Source organism: Paenibacillus sp. GCM10027626, assembly GCF_042676285.1.
In the GTDB taxonomy this organism is placed as follows: domain Bacteria; phylum Bacillota; class Bacilli; order Paenibacillales; family Paenibacillaceae; genus Paenibacillus_Z.
Map to the genome: position 1 here is coordinate 56,895 of NZ_JBHTHC010000018.1, position 16,183 is coordinate 73,077.

16 protein-coding genes and 1 riboswitch are annotated in these 16,183 nt (G+C 45.5%); of the genes, 9 read left to right on the forward strand and 7 right to left on the reverse strand.

What is annotated here, in order from left to right; translation table 11 throughout:
* Positions 1-349: 349 nt before the first annotated feature.
* From queF to queC, 4 genes are all read right to left on the reverse strand, one after another.
* The gene (queF, locus tag ACFQ0N_RS27660) at positions 350-847 is read right to left on the reverse strand and encodes a preQ(1) synthase (protein WP_379332495.1); all 498 of its coding nucleotides are present in this window, start codon (positions 845-847) and stop codon (positions 350-352) included.
* A gap of 89 nt (positions 848-936) precedes the next feature.
* Positions 937-1,665, reverse strand: a complete 729-nt coding sequence (gene queE / locus ACFQ0N_RS27665; RefSeq protein ID WP_379332497.1) for a 7-carboxy-7-deazaguanine synthase QueE — start codon at positions 1,663-1,665, stop codon at positions 937-939.
* On the reverse strand, positions 1,662-2,102 hold the full coding sequence (locus tag ACFQ0N_RS27670) for a 6-pyruvoyl trahydropterin synthase family protein (RefSeq protein WP_379332499.1): 441 nt from the start codon (positions 2,100-2,102) through the stop codon (positions 1,662-1,664). Before ACFQ0N_RS27670 ends, queE begins: the two co-directional genes overlap by 4 nt.
* Complete coding sequence (queC, locus tag ACFQ0N_RS27675; RefSeq protein ID WP_379332501.1) at positions 2,099-2,773, reverse strand: 7-cyano-7-deazaguanine synthase QueC; 675 nt, start codon at positions 2,771-2,773, stop codon at positions 2,099-2,101. The genes ACFQ0N_RS27670 and queC overlap by 4 nt, the downstream gene beginning before the upstream one ends.
* Positions 2,774-2,901: 128 nt before the next feature.
* A riboswitch (PreQ1 riboswitch) is annotated at positions 2,902-2,945 on the reverse strand.
* Between the two features lie 111 nt (positions 2,946-3,056).
* Here queC and ACFQ0N_RS27680 point away from each other — a divergent pair.
* Together ACFQ0N_RS27680 and ACFQ0N_RS27685 are read left to right on the forward strand one after the other, a co-directional pair.
* On the forward strand, positions 3,057-4,016 hold the full coding sequence (locus ACFQ0N_RS27680) for a hypothetical protein (RefSeq protein WP_379332503.1): 960 nt from the start codon (positions 3,057-3,059) through the stop codon (positions 4,014-4,016).
* Positions 4,017-4,088: 72 nt separating this feature from the next.
* Entirely contained in the window at positions 4,089-4,328 is a 240-nt protein-coding gene (locus ACFQ0N_RS27685) for an NHLP leader peptide family RiPP precursor (protein WP_379332505.1), read from the forward strand.
* Here ACFQ0N_RS27685 and ACFQ0N_RS27690 read toward each other — a convergent pair.
* Complete coding sequence (locus ACFQ0N_RS27690; protein ID WP_379332507.1) at positions 4,313-6,214, reverse strand: ATP-binding protein; 1,902 nt, start codon at positions 6,212-6,214, stop codon at positions 4,313-4,315. The genes ACFQ0N_RS27685 and ACFQ0N_RS27690 overlap by 16 nt on opposite strands.
* A 249-nt stretch (positions 6,215-6,463) precedes the next feature.
* Here ACFQ0N_RS27690 and ACFQ0N_RS27695 point away from each other — a divergent pair, with 249 nt between their 5' ends.
* A complete protein-coding gene (locus ACFQ0N_RS27695; protein WP_379332509.1) occupies positions 6,464-6,643 on the forward strand; it encodes an H-type small acid-soluble spore protein in 180 nt (59 codons plus the stop codon).
* A gap of 764 nt (positions 6,644-7,407) precedes the next feature.
* On the forward strand, positions 7,408-8,460 hold the full coding sequence (locus ACFQ0N_RS27700) for a matrixin family metalloprotease (protein WP_379332511.1): 1,053 nt from the start codon (positions 7,408-7,410) through the stop codon (positions 8,458-8,460).
* Between the two features lie 27 nt (positions 8,461-8,487).
* On the opposite strand, the gene ACFQ0N_RS27705 is transcribed toward ACFQ0N_RS27700, so the two are convergent.
* Positions 8,488-8,841 (reverse strand): hypothetical protein, encoded by a 354-nt coding sequence (locus tag ACFQ0N_RS27705; protein ID WP_379332513.1) that lies wholly within the window; start codon positions 8,839-8,841, stop codon positions 8,488-8,490.
* A 1,041-nt stretch (positions 8,842-9,882) separates the two neighbouring features.
* On the opposite strand from ACFQ0N_RS27705, the gene ACFQ0N_RS27710 reads away from it, so the two are divergent.
* The 3 genes from ACFQ0N_RS27710 (at position 9,883) to ACFQ0N_RS27720 (ending at position 12,419) form a co-directional block, all read left to right on the forward strand.
* Positions 9,883-10,080: a hypothetical protein gene (locus ACFQ0N_RS27710; protein WP_379332515.1), complete on the forward strand. Its 198-nt coding sequence runs from the start codon at positions 9,883-9,885 to the stop codon at positions 10,078-10,080.
* A gap of 646 nt (positions 10,081-10,726) precedes the next feature.
* The gene (locus ACFQ0N_RS27715) at positions 10,727-11,425 is read left to right on the forward strand and encodes a hypothetical protein (RefSeq protein ID WP_379332517.1); all 699 of its coding nucleotides are present in this window, start codon (positions 10,727-10,729) and stop codon (positions 11,423-11,425) included.
* 223 nt (positions 11,426-11,648) lie between these two features.
* Positions 11,649-12,419, forward strand: a complete 771-nt coding sequence (locus ACFQ0N_RS27720) for an aminoglycoside phosphotransferase family protein (RefSeq protein ID WP_379332519.1) — start codon at positions 11,649-11,651, stop codon at positions 12,417-12,419.
* 450 nt (positions 12,420-12,869) lie between these two features.
* Here the strand turns inward: ACFQ0N_RS27720 and tnpC are convergent, their stop codons facing one another.
* Complete coding sequence (gene tnpC, locus ACFQ0N_RS27725) at positions 12,870-14,342, reverse strand: IS66 family transposase (protein ID WP_379332521.1); 1,473 nt, start codon at positions 14,340-14,342, stop codon at positions 12,870-12,872.
* Between the two features lie 444 nt (positions 14,343-14,786).
* Between tnpC and ACFQ0N_RS27730 the strand changes: the two genes are divergently transcribed.
* Together ACFQ0N_RS27730 and ACFQ0N_RS27735 are read left to right on the forward strand one after the other, a co-directional pair.
* The gene (locus tag ACFQ0N_RS27730) at positions 14,787-15,365 is read left to right on the forward strand and encodes an RNA polymerase sigma factor (protein ID WP_379332523.1); all 579 of its coding nucleotides are present in this window, start codon (positions 14,787-14,789) and stop codon (positions 15,363-15,365) included.
* On the forward strand, positions 15,355-16,125 hold the full coding sequence (locus ACFQ0N_RS27735; RefSeq protein WP_379332525.1) for a DUF4367 domain-containing protein: 771 nt from the start codon (positions 15,355-15,357) through the stop codon (positions 16,123-16,125). Before ACFQ0N_RS27730 ends, ACFQ0N_RS27735 begins: the two co-directional genes overlap by 11 nt.
* The last annotated feature ends 58 nt before the right edge of the window (positions 16,126-16,183 follow it).

A 16,183-nucleotide genomic window follows, 5' to 3' on the forward strand; every position in this document is an offset into this window, starting at 1 on the left:
CTGGCGTATCTACCTACATAAAATCCAGTTAGTTTTGGGGTAAAGGAAGTCGGATCAGCTTTTAAGGTTGAGCTCTCGTCTTCTTGAAATAAAATCGATTTAAACTGATCTGAGCCAAATTGTGATGCGAAAAAATGACTCCATTTGATCTTTTCGAAAAAAAGGACTTTTTTGACACTCTGAGAACGTACAATATTTTCGGCAAATCGGGCTGTATCCGGGGTCGAATGTTGTATTCCATGCAACAATTGTGCCTTGCCTCGGCTACCCCCGCCGCCGTCCGACAAACGGAGAACGCGCGCAAATCTTGCAGTTTGGAGCCATTCCCCAACCAGTAGTCATGCCTTGCTTAACGATTGTCGACCTTCTCCGGGTACAGATCGTGATTCATCAGGCGGTATTCCGCCATTTGCTCATATTTGGTGCCGGGACGTCCCCAGTTGCAGTAAGGATCGATGGAGATGCCGCCGCGCGGCGTAAATTTGCCCCAAATCTCGATATAGCGCGGATTCATTAGCTTGATCAAGTCGTTCATTATGATGTTGATGCAATCCTCATGAAAATCGCCATGATTGCGGAAACTAAACAAATAGAGCTTGAGCGATTTGCTCTCCACCATGCGGCGATCCGGAATGTACGCGATATAGAGTGTAGCAAAATCCGGCTGTCCGGTCATCGGGCAAAGGCTTGTAAATTCGGGACAATTGAATTTGACGAAATAGTCGCGTTCCGGATGTTTATTGTCGAACACTTCCAGCAGTTCTGGCGCGTAGCCAAACCGGTATACCGTACCCTGATTGCCAAGCTGCGTAATGCCAGCCAATTCTTCTTCTGTTCTTCCTGCCATTTGTTATCCGCCTTTCTGGGCCGCTGGCCATTATCGGCTGGCGGCCCGCCTTGTTTTTTCGGCGCTTAGCCGGAGTTGTTTCCCCCTGGCTATACGCCCTTCTTATTGCCCCATACCCAAGTATGAAGCTGCGGCAATACGGAGACCCGTTTTAGCCGGTGATCGGCCATGACCCGCTCAATCAGCCACTGATATTGCTTTAGCAAATAAGGCAGCAGTTGTTCCGCTTCGCTTTCCTTTAACTGCCCATTGCCGGTCTGGACATAAAAGGGAACTCCCGGATACCGCTTGTGGACGTCTGCAGCATAGTCAAGGTCGGCATCGTCGAAGATGACCACTTTTAGACTGAACGTCCGAGCGTGATCCTTCAATCTGGCGACAATGGCATCGAGCCGCAACCAATCGGTCGCCATGCCGGAGCTGGACGGTTTTGGCGACAGCGTCAGTTCGTCGATGGCCAAAAACCAGTCCTGCCAGCGGCTGCCCTGCGTCTCTAATGCAACTTGTATGCCATGCTCATGCAGCAGCCCGACGAGTGAGCTGAGCTGCGGCAGCAGAGCGGGATTGCCGCCGGAGAGCGTGACATGCGCGAACCCATCTCCGCCAATATGCGACAATTCCTCCCAGATTTGCTGCGCCGACAGCAGCCGAATATTATGTTTGCTGCTGCCGTCCCAGGTGAAGGCCGAATCGCACCAGTTGCAGCTATAATCGCAACCGGCAGTACGGACGAACATCGTTTTCCGCCCGATGACCATGCCTTCTCCTTGAACGGTCGGGCCGAAAATTTCGAGAACGGGAATGTTGCGGTCAGTCACCACCGTTCACCCCCTTTGGGCCGGTAGAGGCAGTAGCTGGTCGGCGTTTCGCGCAGATAGACCTGCAGACAGCGCGGCTGGTTCGCCAGTCCGTCCAAATGGCGCTGCACCAGTTCGCAAATCGTGCGGGCGACAACTTCTGTAGTTGGAAAACGGTTCGGGTCATTGTCGTCGAAGCTTTCCTTATCATCGTTGAGCACCGTATGATCGAACCGTTCGTGGATTAGCCGCTTCAGTTCGGAAAAGTTGACCAGGAAGCCGGCGTCGTCAAGCGTATCGCCGGCAACCGTAATGTTGGCAAAATACGTATGGCCATGCAGCTTGCGGCATTTGCCTGCCGAATCGGCGGGTACGTAATGCGCAGCGGCAAACTGCAAATCTTTGTTCAATTCGTAACAATAGGAATGGTGCACCGAGGGGTAGACGGGCTGTATCATTGCTCATGCACGCCTCCCCTCCGATGAGCCAGATATTGATCGAGTCCTCTTTGTCTTAGCATGCAAGCCGGACATTCTCCGCAGCCGTCCGATACGATACCGTTATAGCACGTCAGCGTGCGCTCCCGAACGTAATCGAAGGCGCCGAGCTGGTCGGCCAGCTCCCAGGTTTGTGCTTTGTCATGCCACATCAGCGGAGTATCGATGACGAACGGGTAATCCATCGCCAAATTAAGCGAGACGTTCAACGACTTGATAAAAACGTCGCGGCAATCAGGATAGCCGCTAAAATCAGTCTCGCATACGCCGGTCACGATGTGCTTTGCGCCGAGCTGCTTGGCCGCAATGGCGGCGAAGGACAGGAAAAGCAAGTTACGCCCGTCCACAAAAGTTGTCGGCGGCGCGCCCTCCTGCTCTTCGATGGCGATATCACTTCGTGTCAGCGCATTGGGTGCAAGCTGTCCGAGCAGCGACATGTCCAAAATGCGGTGCGGTACATTTAAATCCTGTGCAATAGCTGCGGCTCGTTCAATCTCCAGCTTGTGCCGCTGGCCGTAATCGAACGTAAGGGCAGTCACTTCGCCGAAGCGCTCTAACGCCCAAAATAAACAAGTCGTGCTGTCCTGGCCGCCGCTGAATACAACGACAGCTTTTGAATCGTTCATCGTCATCTCCCTTTCGGATTGAGAAGAACGAGATTCATGAAATTTTTCCCATCTCAACTAAAGAACCGGCGCGAAGCAGTCTAGCTGCCTCGCGCCGAACGCAAAGACGACGATACCCTTTTGCGGGACATCGCATTGCCTTAGTTTTTTATAGAGGGAGTTCGCGAACCTCTCCCGGTGTCAATCGCCTGCAGGGGCAAAAGGCAATCCGGACTTCCTTCTTTAGTTTTCTTCCCCGGTACTATAACATATAAACAAGCATATGGAAAGAAGGGGACTGTTGGAATCTATGAGTCAAATCGAAGCAATAGCAGCCTACCGGGATGAAATAGAATATATTTTTTCACAGGCAGAGCAAGAGATCGGGTCTTTTCCGGCCGGGCTCAGCGGGCTCGGCCATGCTTTGCTAAAGCGCAGCAATCCGCTGCAGAACGGCGGTGGGGCCAATGTCATCAGCTATTTGCTTCCTTACTGGTTTCGGGAGCAGACGGGCAGCCCGCTAGAGCTGTGCCGCGATCTGGCTATCGGCAATATTTATGCGATGCTGCACTTTTTTTTGCTGGACGATGTAATGGATGGCGGGACAGGACGGCTGGATTCGGGGGTGCGCGGGTCACTGGCACTAGGCCAGCTGTTGCAAGGACAGTTTCAGCAGCGCTATCAACGGCATTTTGCTGCGGACTCGCCTTTGTGGGACTATTATCGCAAATATTTGGGGGAATGGGCTGCAGCCGTCTTTTCGGAGGGGGCGCAGCCAATCGATCCTTACGATCCCGGTCAGCTTGCCCGCAAAGCGGCGCCCGTGAAGCTGTGCGCGGCAGGACTATTGATGCATGCAACCCGCCAGGAGAAGATTGCGGCGGCAGAGGAAGCCGTTGATCTTGCCCTTGCAGTGCTGCAGCTGTCCGATGACTGGGCTGATTGGCGCGACGATCTGCCGGAGCCTGGCTGCAACGGTTTTTTGTCGCTTGTTCGGGAGAAGCTTGGGCTGTCAGCCGATTGTGTGCTAGATGAGAAGAGGGTAAAACGGGCTATCTATCATCGGCAATGTTTGGAGCAGCTGGCGGACGTTGTAGAGAAGTATGGAGAGAGACTAAGGCAGCTTTCTGTTGCGCCTCAATCTCTCATCGCATTTCAACAGGAGATTGCCCGGGGAATCCGCAATAACGCCCAAGGGGTGAACGCCTCGGTTGAGAGTCTTGCAGCCGAGGGCGGAATTTCCTACTTTTTGACGAAATTTCACAAATAATAGTTCAATTAACCTACCAATATGGTATCATAAGGAGGTAGTATATCCGAATATTGGAAGGAATGTGATCTCATGTCTGTCGAAACTTTAAAAGTACAAATTATTAAAAAAGCATGGGAGGATCCGGCCTTTAGGGCGGACTTGCTGGCCAATCCCAAGCAGGCAATAAAGGATGCTTTCGGTGTAGATATTCCTGCGGATATCGAGCTCCATGCAGTCGAGGAAACTCCGTCCAAGTATTATTTGGTCATTCCGCCGAAACCGGAGGATCTGCCAGGTGGGGGAACCTCGGTGGGTTATGTTTGGAACTGATCCGGATCGGCAAGCGGGAACCGGATGATAGCTTCGGTTCCTTTTCCTTTCACGCTGTGGAACTCCAATGTTCCTTTCATTACTTCGATGATCCGGAACGTTACCATCAAGCCAAGTCCGGTACCGACAGTCTTCGTTGAAAAGAACGGCTCCCCCAGCTTGGCGAGCTGCTCCCCGTTCATCCCTTCTCCGTTGTCGGCTATGCGGATGACGGCGGTGTCCTTTTCGGCCCAGGCTTCAATGCGGATGATTCCTTCTTGCTGCAGTGCTTCGGTACTATTTTTGACCATATTGATAAAGGCCTGCTTGAATTTCGAAGGGTTGCCGAGAATATACAGTTTTTCAGGCACGTGTACTTGAAGGACCCCGCCATGCATCACGGTAAGCGGGCTCATAATGGTCTCTACTTTACTCAGCTCTTGCTGCAAATCCATCAGCACGATCGTTTCCATTTCAGGCTTGGCAAAGGTAAGAAAATCGGTAATAATCGCCGAGGCCCGATCGAGCTCGGTAATAGCCATTGTAAAATACTTTTTGTTATTATTATCCGATTTGCTGGACAGCAGCTGCAGAAAGCCCCTCGTAACCTGCATAGGATTGCGTACCTCATGGGCAATTGAAGCGGCGAGGTCGCTAATAATTTTCATTTTCTCGGTCCGCTGCAGCTGATGATTGTACAGCTCCAGTTCTTTTGAATAGGTTAGGAGTCTCTGGTGGTCTGTCGAAATGCGCCGCGCCAGAATGATGATTAGCACCGCGATCAGACAGACGATACCGATTTTCCATAGAAATAGCAAATGCTTGGCATCCGTCAAATAGAATAGAACCAGGTCGGTGATGCCAAAGAGTGCGAGCAGACAGATCCCCCCGGACAGAATGATCGAGTTTTTATTCCCCCGCAAGGCGCTTTTAATCGACAGCCCAACTATGAGCATCAGCAAAGTTAAAATTAATGGAGCCAGTATCCAGAACGTAAACAGCTTGTAATAAAAATAGAAAGGCTCGCCAATCAGCTTATATATAATCATAATGATAAAGCAGAAGGCAAAGTAACCGGTAAGCCATCGTCCGCATTTTGTGAAGAAGCCGTATCGCCCTTCGAAGGTAGGGACAATGTAATAGTAGAGCGCCGGAAAGAGAACGTACATCGATGTATCGAACAGCAGGAGCAGCGTATGGCCAAACTCTTCGAAATAGATGTAAGGCAGCGCGGAGTATGTCAAAATCAATGTGCCGGTTGACAGTGCAAACAGGCTCAGAGCAATCCATGAGCTTCGCTGACTTCTATTCAGATACCCCGAACAAAGAAGCATGATTAGCGCCAGGAACGCGACAGAAGCGCCTAACAGAACATTAGGCAGCTCGGTGCGGACGAAGTCTTCAGACAAGCCGTTGAACTCTCCAATACGAATGCTGCCGCTTACTCCAGCCTGCTCTTTTGATCCAATACGGATATACAGATCGCTGGACACCGATGTTAAAGGAACGGGAATAAGTAAATTATTCCGTTCAAAATCAAAATCGCGCGTTGACTGATAGACAAGCCGGCTATTTTCATACACGCTAATATTCAGCCCGTACAAGCGGTCAATCAGCAATCCGGGGGTAAGCCAATTTGAAGTTGGCGGCACAACAATATGAACCCATGCGCCAGCAGCACCTTCCGGAATAGTCGTCAGAGATTGCCGGTCATTACTTGAATGCCAGCCATCAATTTTAGGAGGAGCCGAAGCCTCCAGTTCCGCGGCGCTGATCCATTGAACCTCCCATTCGGTGATCAGTGTATCAGTAGAGTTTATCTGAGTAGATCCAGGACTTGTCAAAATGAGCGCAAAGACAAATACAGTCACAAGTATAATAACCGCCGCCCAGCGGAATTTTTTCATGATGCACCTCGGGAAGATGATATGTTGTTGTAAAATAACTCTTTCGACAGATTATCGCTATAATCCTGTATCCGAGGCAGTTTTCTTTCTATAGACACAAATTGGATAAGCCTGGTTTTCCGATGTGACTTATAGTTCGCCATGTCTAGTTATTATTAATGTTCTGCTCTGGATTGATAATCCGGCATATTACCAGCGTATGAAGGGGAGAATAGATGGGATTCCAATTTTTGAGATGGAGGAAGGTAAATGAATAAGCAACGGGCGCAGCAAATAGCAGAATCGCCAGTCATGGCAAATGTAACGTATCAGGGTCAGGCGGTATACATTCAGCATGTAGACCATGAACTGGAGACGGCCAGAATTTATCCGCTGGATCAGAAGGAGAAGGAACTGGAAGTAACTTTGGACAGCCTCATAGAACAATGAAGTACCATTAATCAGCGGCTTCAACAGTTACAATTGTGCAGCTTGATGGCGGGGAGTCATAGGTTGCAACAAAATAAACAGGTGAGAACCGTTTAAGCTAGTTGCGATTCGCAAAGAATCACAATAAAGCTTAAGCGGTTTTTATTTTAACCTGAATTTCGAAAGTAACGCCTCATAAAAAAAGTGCCCTACTCTTTGGTAGAATACTGTTTGCGAGAACACATCATCCAAAAGAGGGTGGACCTTAAGGTGAAGTTTACCACAAAAACCACGAACTTGAATACGGAATTTTCCACAATAAATGCTACAAATATTGCAGGCAGCAAAGTTATGCTGACTTATCTTGAAAAATCGGCTTGGATTGTGCCTTTCATCCTCTCGGACTTCGAAAGCTGCCAACGCGATCGGGAATCTCGCCGGTTCGGTTATGTTGGGAAGCTCAAGTGTACCAGCCGTACCTAAGTAGTAACGAGTTTTTAACAAAAGATTCTGTGAAATTATAAATGATATAAAAAAAGGTAGATTTATCCTATTTTGTGTGTTACTATATATGTAACTAGATCATGCTCAATCATCTAATTTGTAAGAAGGGGGGCTCTGATGAAAGTATTTTGATTAACTTGACTTGACCTCAATTGATGAAAATTTGCTTTACTGGAGGGCTAGGGAGAACGTGTAGAACCAATTATTAGCTAATTAGTCCCCCGTCCGTGATCGTCATAATTATATGTTTGCAAAAATACTTTAAATTGGAGGGAATTCTTTTGAAGAAGCGAACTCTATCTATGGTTCTTATAATTTTTGTTACCACTTTGTTCTCAAGTTCAGTATTTGCCGCAGATACCCCAACGTTGGGGTATAAATGGGCTAGCAAATATATAACGTACCAGAATAATGGTTCGAATAACGCTTATAGAGCGCTGTGGAATACTGGAGCAAAGGAATGGAATGATGCAACTGTAGTTACATTGTCATCTGGTATCAATTCGAATTTTACAGTAGGGAATCAAACTTTATCTACTGTTACATGGGATGGGGCTACGGAGCCTGTCTATAATACCAACGGGACTTTTAAATCGGTTAAAGTTTGGTTGAATGATTTCTATACTTCACAGTCAAATTACGTCAATACAGAAAATGCAATTCAAAGTGTTGCGACGCATGAATTAGGTCATGCTTTGGGTTTGGACCATGCGCCAGCAAGAACACTCTCAGTAATGGTTCCAGGTACCTTTTTCTCAGATGGAACGTTTGCCCGTATTCAATATTTTCCTGGAATTGGAGATGAGAACTCGGTAAACAACATTTATCAAAATAGTTTATCTCCATCACGATTCGATATTGATGAAAATGATTTTGTAGAAGGTAAGGAGCTAGTTGCTCTTGGTCTATCTTGGAGTAAGTGGTATCTCAATTTAAAGGATCTTGCTAGGGATGCAGATTTAGTTGTTAAGGCAAACGTAACTACCAAACACGGTACAGTTGTTACAGGAGAAAATTATTATGATTATAAGCAAAAATCCGAAATAAATATTCAAGAAGTTCTAAAAGGTGATTCTGCTCTACTCCAACAAAATGTCATACTATATCAAATGGGTGGGGAAGACCAAAATGTAGTAGTAAAATATCATGGAACAACCCCTCTGAATGAAAATGACAGTGTAATTCTTTATTTAAAGAAAATTGGCGATAATGAGTACATTCCAATTAATGAAGACGTTAGTATCTTTAAAGTAAATTCTAATGGGCAATTTGTAAATTTAGAAAGTCAAAAGAGTATGTCTGAACTCAAAATAATTGAGGATTCTGCTTTTTAGAAAAATGTTTTAAATAAAAACAGCAGCCTAGTTGGCTGCTGTTTTCATTCCTTCCATTCTTTCTGCTTTATAGTAAGTGTCATCATCCAGTATTGCGATATAATCGATTGTCTCGATATTCTTAATTTTAAATAATTTTGTTCCTTTTTTATACTTATTAGAAAAAAGATTCGGTAAATCACTACTTTCATTTGTAGAGTGTATTTTTATTGTTCCAATTTCGCCCTCGACTTCAGTAACGACCTCATTTGTCACCTTGTAGACCCCGTTATTCCAAGTAACAACATCAAATGCCCAACTTTGCAGTATCTCTTGATTTGAGTTTGAACATGCCACAAGGAATAGCATTGTAGTCAGTATTAATGCTATCGTTTTCTTCATCCTAAATCCTCCTCGTATAGTAAATAGACTCTTGGCATTCGCCGAGCCAGACAGGGCAAGGATTTGCCTATACCCCCTGGATGTATGCTTCCTCCTACTTTCGTAGGGGGAGTTTTATTGCTGCCACATTTTGAACTGAAAATAAAAATTCCAGGATAGTGGCTAATATATTTCAAAAATCGCTTGACAAACTCCTGATTTCCTGATATTGCGTGAAGGGGTATGACCCTTACTCTCGCGATTGGAGTGTTGTCCTCATGAAGCCTATTTTCGTTCCTCATTCAGACTTCCAAGCTTTTGTTTTCCAGCAACTTCGTACTTCGTACGGGCCCAGCATCGTTCTCATTAACCAAGATTGGCCTCACGCCGTCAAGCTTTGGATGACGGATCTTTCCGTCATCACGATCTTGTTGTACCACAACTAGCCCAGCTCGGGGACCGTTACCCCGGGATCTGATCCTTGCTGCGTTCCTATCTAATCCTACTCATGACCAATCCGACGATGGGAATAACCGAATGGATCAACGAGATGAGACGTACGCCGATCTATGCCATTCTGAGCGGCTTTCCCCTTGACGATCTTCCAGGGTTGGTACATTCTACGACTTCTTCACTCGTCCGCCGACAAGAAAACGGCTTTGCCTGCCGATCCGTTGTTCGACTTCTTCCAGTCACAGATTCTCACTGTGTCAGCGAATTTAGGTTTGTTCAGGGATATTCCGGAGCTTAATGCTGCCGGTGATGACACACCGATTGTCACTTCAGCCTATCCCCGAAGTAAGTACATGCGATTGTCGCACTCAAGGCATTGTCGATTGCAACATTCTCGTGTTTACTCCCAGCCCGATTGCGACTCGGGCTGGGACAGTATTAGAGAGAAGTATTTTAAAAGCTACCATTTCTATATGATTTCAGCGGCTGATAGTAACAAGACTTGCCTTTGTACCCTAGACTGGAGCCGGCTTTCAGACACGATCTGTCAGTCTAATCTTAAGTATGGCTGAATTTTAGAAACGTTTCAACCCCGGAGTGATCGATAAGATGCTGCTCAATGCCGCTCATGATGCTGAAGTTTATATGTTTCTCGATCACCTGAACATCGAACCCTTCATTGATCTCAAAAACCGCAGCAAGAAAAATACGGCTTCGGACAGGGGTATCCAGATTTCTCCGACAGGCATCCCGATCTGTCCGAAGGGCAACGAGATGAAACCCAACGGGTTTCCTACTTTGGATTAAATTGCATTTGTAAGATAAGACGTTTCCAATCACTGAGAAGTTGCAGCACTTCACATAAATCAACCGGATGCCAACGCATCAATTCGCTACAAACGAAAGTGACCTGCCGCTGAAGCTGCTGGACTACAATTTGTTTGAACGATTCAAAGATGAACAGATGCGAGCCGGTGTACCGTTCGTTTATGATTCAACGCTTTCGACGGGAGTTCTTTCTTAGGCGTGTTGTTCCAACATGACCGTCAGTACACGTTAAAAATGGCTCAATCGTTTGCGAATGGATATAATTGGCAGCGGATCGAGCAAAAAACGATCTTACTCAAATGAATCAAATAATCCCAAAATAATACTTGAAAATCACGAAGTCCTTTGAGTGGGGAGGGGGGGGAGTTGCATGCAAAAAAGCGGCAAACATTCAGAAACACACGAAATTGGATGACATTTTTGGTTGCTATTTCCTGGATCGCAATTCGTTGACTGCCATGATTAAGGGCTTTCGAAATTCAGGTTTAAATGTCGTTTTTAACGGAGTAAGTTTTAAAATTTTGCAAAGGTGAATAATAATAGTTGTAGGTAACTTTTAGTTTCTTTTAGTTACGTTAAAACTATTGCTACTTAATTGTAGTTATATGTATAATGGAGGTATGAGGTGATGAAGATGTCTCTAACATATTATGAGAAAACACAGTTCTCACAACAAGTTACACCAGTTTTGGAGAAGCTTTTGTTAGAAACAGGTGAGTACAGTAGTGTCTTATTGTTTAAAGTCCTGGCACTATCAATAAAGAATAATGACTCATTCCTTAGCCAATGGGATGAGACCATATTTTCGGATCAAGAGAAGTTTCGTGAGTGCTTTGATTCCTTACTTAGGCATGCAGCTGCTGTTGCTGCAGCGTTTACTGTGGATAACGAGCTTAATTCTAATGTTCCGACTTCTCTCAAGACCTATACTTCTGGGGATTTAGCTAAATATTTTGGAGTCAGTCAAACCACCATAACAAATTGGCACAAGGAATGCCGGTTTGAAGGAGTTAGTTACGTTCCTGGTAAACAACTACGTGTTTCGGAAGATACATTATTCCGTCTTGCTTCTGGCGGTACAATTCCAATTTTTAAAGTCGTAGAAATGTGGCATAAAGAAAATGAACCAGTTAAAGAAGAGAGTGAAGTAGTATTCCTTGCACGTCAAATAGCGCTTTACGAAGAGAAATATAAAGGGGAATTTAAAAACACACTTTGTCGGAAACCTCAGGAGCAACTGACAGCAGAAGAAGAAATCGATATCAAAGCGTGGCAATATTTTTTAAAGAGACAATCCGATGTCATTGGGAATAAAGAAGAGTAATTTTTCATTTCTGAGTATAGAATACAATGACAACTTCTGCTCATGTTCCCTTCGGGGTTACAAATATTGAGCAAACGGTTAATGTCTAAGAAAAGATCAATTATAAAAAGATCTCTCCCTTGATTTATGTTTTCGTATATAAGATAACAAAAGTAGATACATGTAGCTTTACGAGGCCTCCTCTTACAATACGAGCAGGATTTCAACGAAAGGAGCTGGTAAATTGGACGAAATCGTACTTTCTCCGGACAAGTCGGTCATTCGCCAGGGAAATGTAGTGCTGCGGCCTGCTGGCCCGTGGACGCCGAGTGTCCATTCTTTCCTTCGGCATTTGCAATCATCGGGCTTTACAGAGGCGCCGAGTATCGTTGGCTCTGGTGTGGACGCTGAAGGACGGGAGACGTTAAGCTTTGTTGCAGGAGAGTTTGTACATCCTGGTCCATGGTCCGACGCGGCTTTAGTGCAGGTCGGGCAGATGTTGCGAAGACTGCATAACACAAGCGAAGCTTTCCAGCCTACTGCGGATGCCGAATGGAAGCCTTGGTTTTTGCAAAAATTGGGCGGCTCGCGGCTAGTCATCAGTCATGGGGATGTGGCGCCTTGGAATGTCGTAACTCGGGATGGTATGCCTGTGGCGTTGATCGATTGGGAGTTTGTAGGTCCTGTTGATCCGCTGATGGAGCTTGCGCGAGTCTGTTGGCTGTTCCCGCAGCTTCATGATGACGATGTGGCAGAAAGAGTGGGACTCCCTGCTCTGGATGTTCGCGCCCGGCAACTTCGTCTGCTTGTCGACGCTTACGAGGCTAGCGCCGCCGAACGGCATGAACTTCTTGACAGGATTGTGGAAGTGGTCGTATGTGAGACGGCGGAGGAGGCCATTGAGCAGAAAATTACACCGGACTGCCAGGGCCCGCTCTGGGGGCTGGCTTGGCGCGCCCGTGCTGCAGCTTGGATTTTGCGGAATCGCGTTGTTTTACGAAATACGCTTGAATAAATTAGAAGACGGCTATCGATAATGCAGCTTTTGGGGAACGATGTTCAAGTGGAATCCTGAAGAATAATAGATTCAGAAAAGTAAGAGCAGCTTGACCTCTTAAATGGAGGAACAAGCTGCTCATTTTTATTAGTAATGTTACTTTTCAATTGTTTCGTAACGATTATTGCACATTTGGTATATCTAGCATTTCAAGAGCGAAGTGATATTCAGGATGTAACATATCAGGTTTTCTTTCGAGTAGCGGCTGTGCTTCTTTCAGAGCTGATACGGCTCTCCATCATTAACACGTATAATGATATCACTCATTTGTATATATTGCTGCTTACTCAAAGGCTTTTGGCCGCGCGGAACTCCAGGGGACTTATCAGTGGATGCATACACCATGGCTATGCTTCCCACACTGACAGCACACAAAACAGCGGTAACAGCAATAATTTTCGTTACTACTTAGGTCCGGGCAAAGCTGAATTGGCCCCGCAAGGCAGAAGCAAGCGAGGCAAGAATCGGCAAATGCTGTTTGCGTAAGGTTGAAATGACGCTGCGAATGCGGGCAAAGCGCTTCGCTTGTTCCTTCGTGCGGAAAGAACCCGAAACCTTCATTTTCACCTTTGCCATTCGAATATCCCGTTCCGCCTGATTGTTGTCAAACGGGACGCGGGCATCACGAATAAAGCGAAGAATCGCTTCTTTATGAAGCTGAAATCGCTGTCCCAAGTTGGCCGCTTTACTTTGTTTTTTCTTTCCTTTGGCTAAACGCGATTCTGCTGAATCCGCTTTTGACCATTCCTGTCTGCCTTCAGTCAGAATGTCGTCATAACGCTGCTCGATCGTCTGCAACAGCTCTTCTTCAAGCGGGATACCCTCCACTCTTGATGTCTTCGCCAGTTCCCAACTTTCCTGCAGGAACTCCCGCATCGACGTTGCCCACTGCTGACCGTCATACGTTTCGATACTGATGCATTCCCGCAACAAGTGGGCATTGCATAGCGCATGACTGAACGGATAGGATGATTGGAAATACGTGGCATAACAATCGTGCACCACGATGTGGGAAAAGCCTGGTAAGAGTCCCATCGCTTCGATCGCTTTGCTGCCGCGGCTTTCATGGACGCCGAGTAGCGTCCATTTTTCGTTCGAGATGACATGGAGCCACTGTCCTTTGCCTTCTACGCGAAAACCGGTTTCATCGGCATGGACAACAGGGCTCTCCCCGAGTTGTTCTCGGATCTCGGTTTCCAGAGGTTCCAATGCGCTGTCTACGTTTTGGAGCATCCACAGGATACTCGCTTCGCTTGGACAAACACCACACATGTCAGCCAACAATTGACTCATCCGCTCAAGGGGCAGCAGTTGATAGACGTTTAAATACGCAACCCATGCCGTGAAGCCTTGACCGTATTGCACAGGTGCAAGTACCTCTTTTGGAAAGGGAGCCTGCTGCGTACATTGACAATGCGGGCAGCACGTCGTATAGGCCCGATGTTCCGTCACGACTACACGAGGCACAGGGAGGTCGAAGACCTGTCGTTTCTCGTAGCCAACGTCAGGCGCATCTTGAAGGGATTGATGACAGTTCGGGCAAGTGGCGATCCGGTGTTCGATGACTTCATCCGGCACCGCGGAAAACTTCAACGTGTGGCCTTGATGACCTTTTGGCGCTCCTTTTTTACCACCAGGTTGACGCTGATTCACCGGCTTACGCAATCCATCGCTTGATGGCGGTTTACTGCTATTCTTTGAGTTTTGACCCAGTTGCCGTTTTAACTCATGAACTTCCATTTTTAATTCGTTAATTTCTTTCGCTTGCTGATCAACTCGTTCCATGAGTTGTTGGTTTTGAGCGAGCAGTTCATGAAAAAATCCCGCGATTTCCTCATCGCCTTTACAAATTTGATTGACTTGTTGCGAGGATATTTTCATGGCACTCACCCCATTCCGAATGTAGTTTGTTACTATATATTTCGACAGGGATGGGGCAAATTCCCTTTCAGCAACTTGTTTTTTTCAGAGACCTAAGTAGTAACTAATTTTCTTCATAAATGTCTCCTTTAGATAGGTATTATATAACAATGAAGTTCTTAAAGTTATAAATCAACCTCTATTTTGCGGTGAGTACTATAAATGAAAATATTATTTTTTTGCATTTTAAACCTTATTTTGGTATTATAAAATGACTACCGATTTGTTTCGACTCTTCCCTTTTAAGATAGGTAAATAAACGTGAAGAATTCCATTTATCAGTTCTACTCTATAGACGGCAGTTTCCATTTAAATCTAACGTTTTATTTTTATTGATGTAGACGGACTAAGCTATGACTTCTACCTGATTCAATTAAAACTATTAAGAAAGATTGGGATGCAACTGTGAAGGACTGGACTTTTTTGTTCTACCAGGATTTTGATGCTCTCACGCCACAGATGCAGGAACTAGCCTATCGTTCTTTCTACACCCTTGTCTATACAGATATTTTGTATCTCCTGCATGATCATTCACTCACAGAAGACATAATTCAAGAAGCGTTCCTTAAAATTACATCGATTATACGAAAACATAAAATATCAAATTACTCTGCATGGATGAGGCAAGTCACACGTAACATGGCGATAGATTATTTGAAAAAAGTGAATAAAAACCAGCAGATCATTAGCTTAAATGACGTCCATAGAATACAGAGAAATTTAGAAACAAGTACAGAACAGACTAATGTAGCGAAGGAAGTAGAGAAAAAGATCAGAGATGAGCTGCTACATCAAAGCATTCTTGAACTAAGTCCAGGACAGCGAACCATCATTAATCTGTTTTATATTGAAGATATGTCCTATAAGGAAATAGCAGCCACACTTGATCTATCCGAGCAAGCAGTGAGTCAAAAGCTAGCTCGTGCACGAAAAAAATTGCTCAAAAATTTCCGGAGAAAATGGGCGGATTCTTATGAACAATGATTTTATGAAAGATGAAGAATTAAAAGAAGCCTTGAAACGGGAGCGCAACAACATTGTAATTCCCGATAGTACGCCTTCTTGGTTAAAGGTGCAGGTGCGACTTCAGAAAAGGAAACGCCGAAGAGAATGGATGAGAAGATTAAAGCTGCGTGCTGCCATCATTATGGGATCTTTTATCGTGAGCTTTTTGGCTAACATGACAACACCAACCGCCTACTCTCAAGTTGCATCACTATTCAAAAAAATAAAAGGTGAAGTTGTTGAATTTTTTTATGAAAAGCCGAGTCACGATCCATCCAAGGCCAAAACAGCTCCACCGGATGATACTATGACTGAGAAGGAATCGCATAGTAGCCAAATGTGGGAAGTTACGCTGGAAGAAGCCATTCATAAATCTTCGTTTCCTCTCTTGGTTCCAGCTGCTTTGCCTGAAGGATTTCACTTGAACGCGGTACGTAGTTTTGGTTCTCCTGATGAGCAATTTCACAATATTCAGCAAGAGTACATGAATGCCGCCGGAGAAATCATTCATATCATACAGCGTATTGTGGAAGGTAAAGCTACCGGTATGAAAATTGAGATGGATTTGACTGCTGGAGAATATAAAGAACTAATGGTTAATGGAAATGCAGCAGTTTTATTAATCCCCCGTGATGGAAATACGAATTTGGAGTGGCTAACAAACGAAAGGATTCTGGTGCACATCTCAGGCCGCTTGACGGAAACAGAGATAATTGAGCTAGCAAAGACTTTGAAGTAAGGCTAACGCTTTTAAAAGAAAGAAACCATTCCTATTGAAAGGGTGGTTTCTTTTTCAA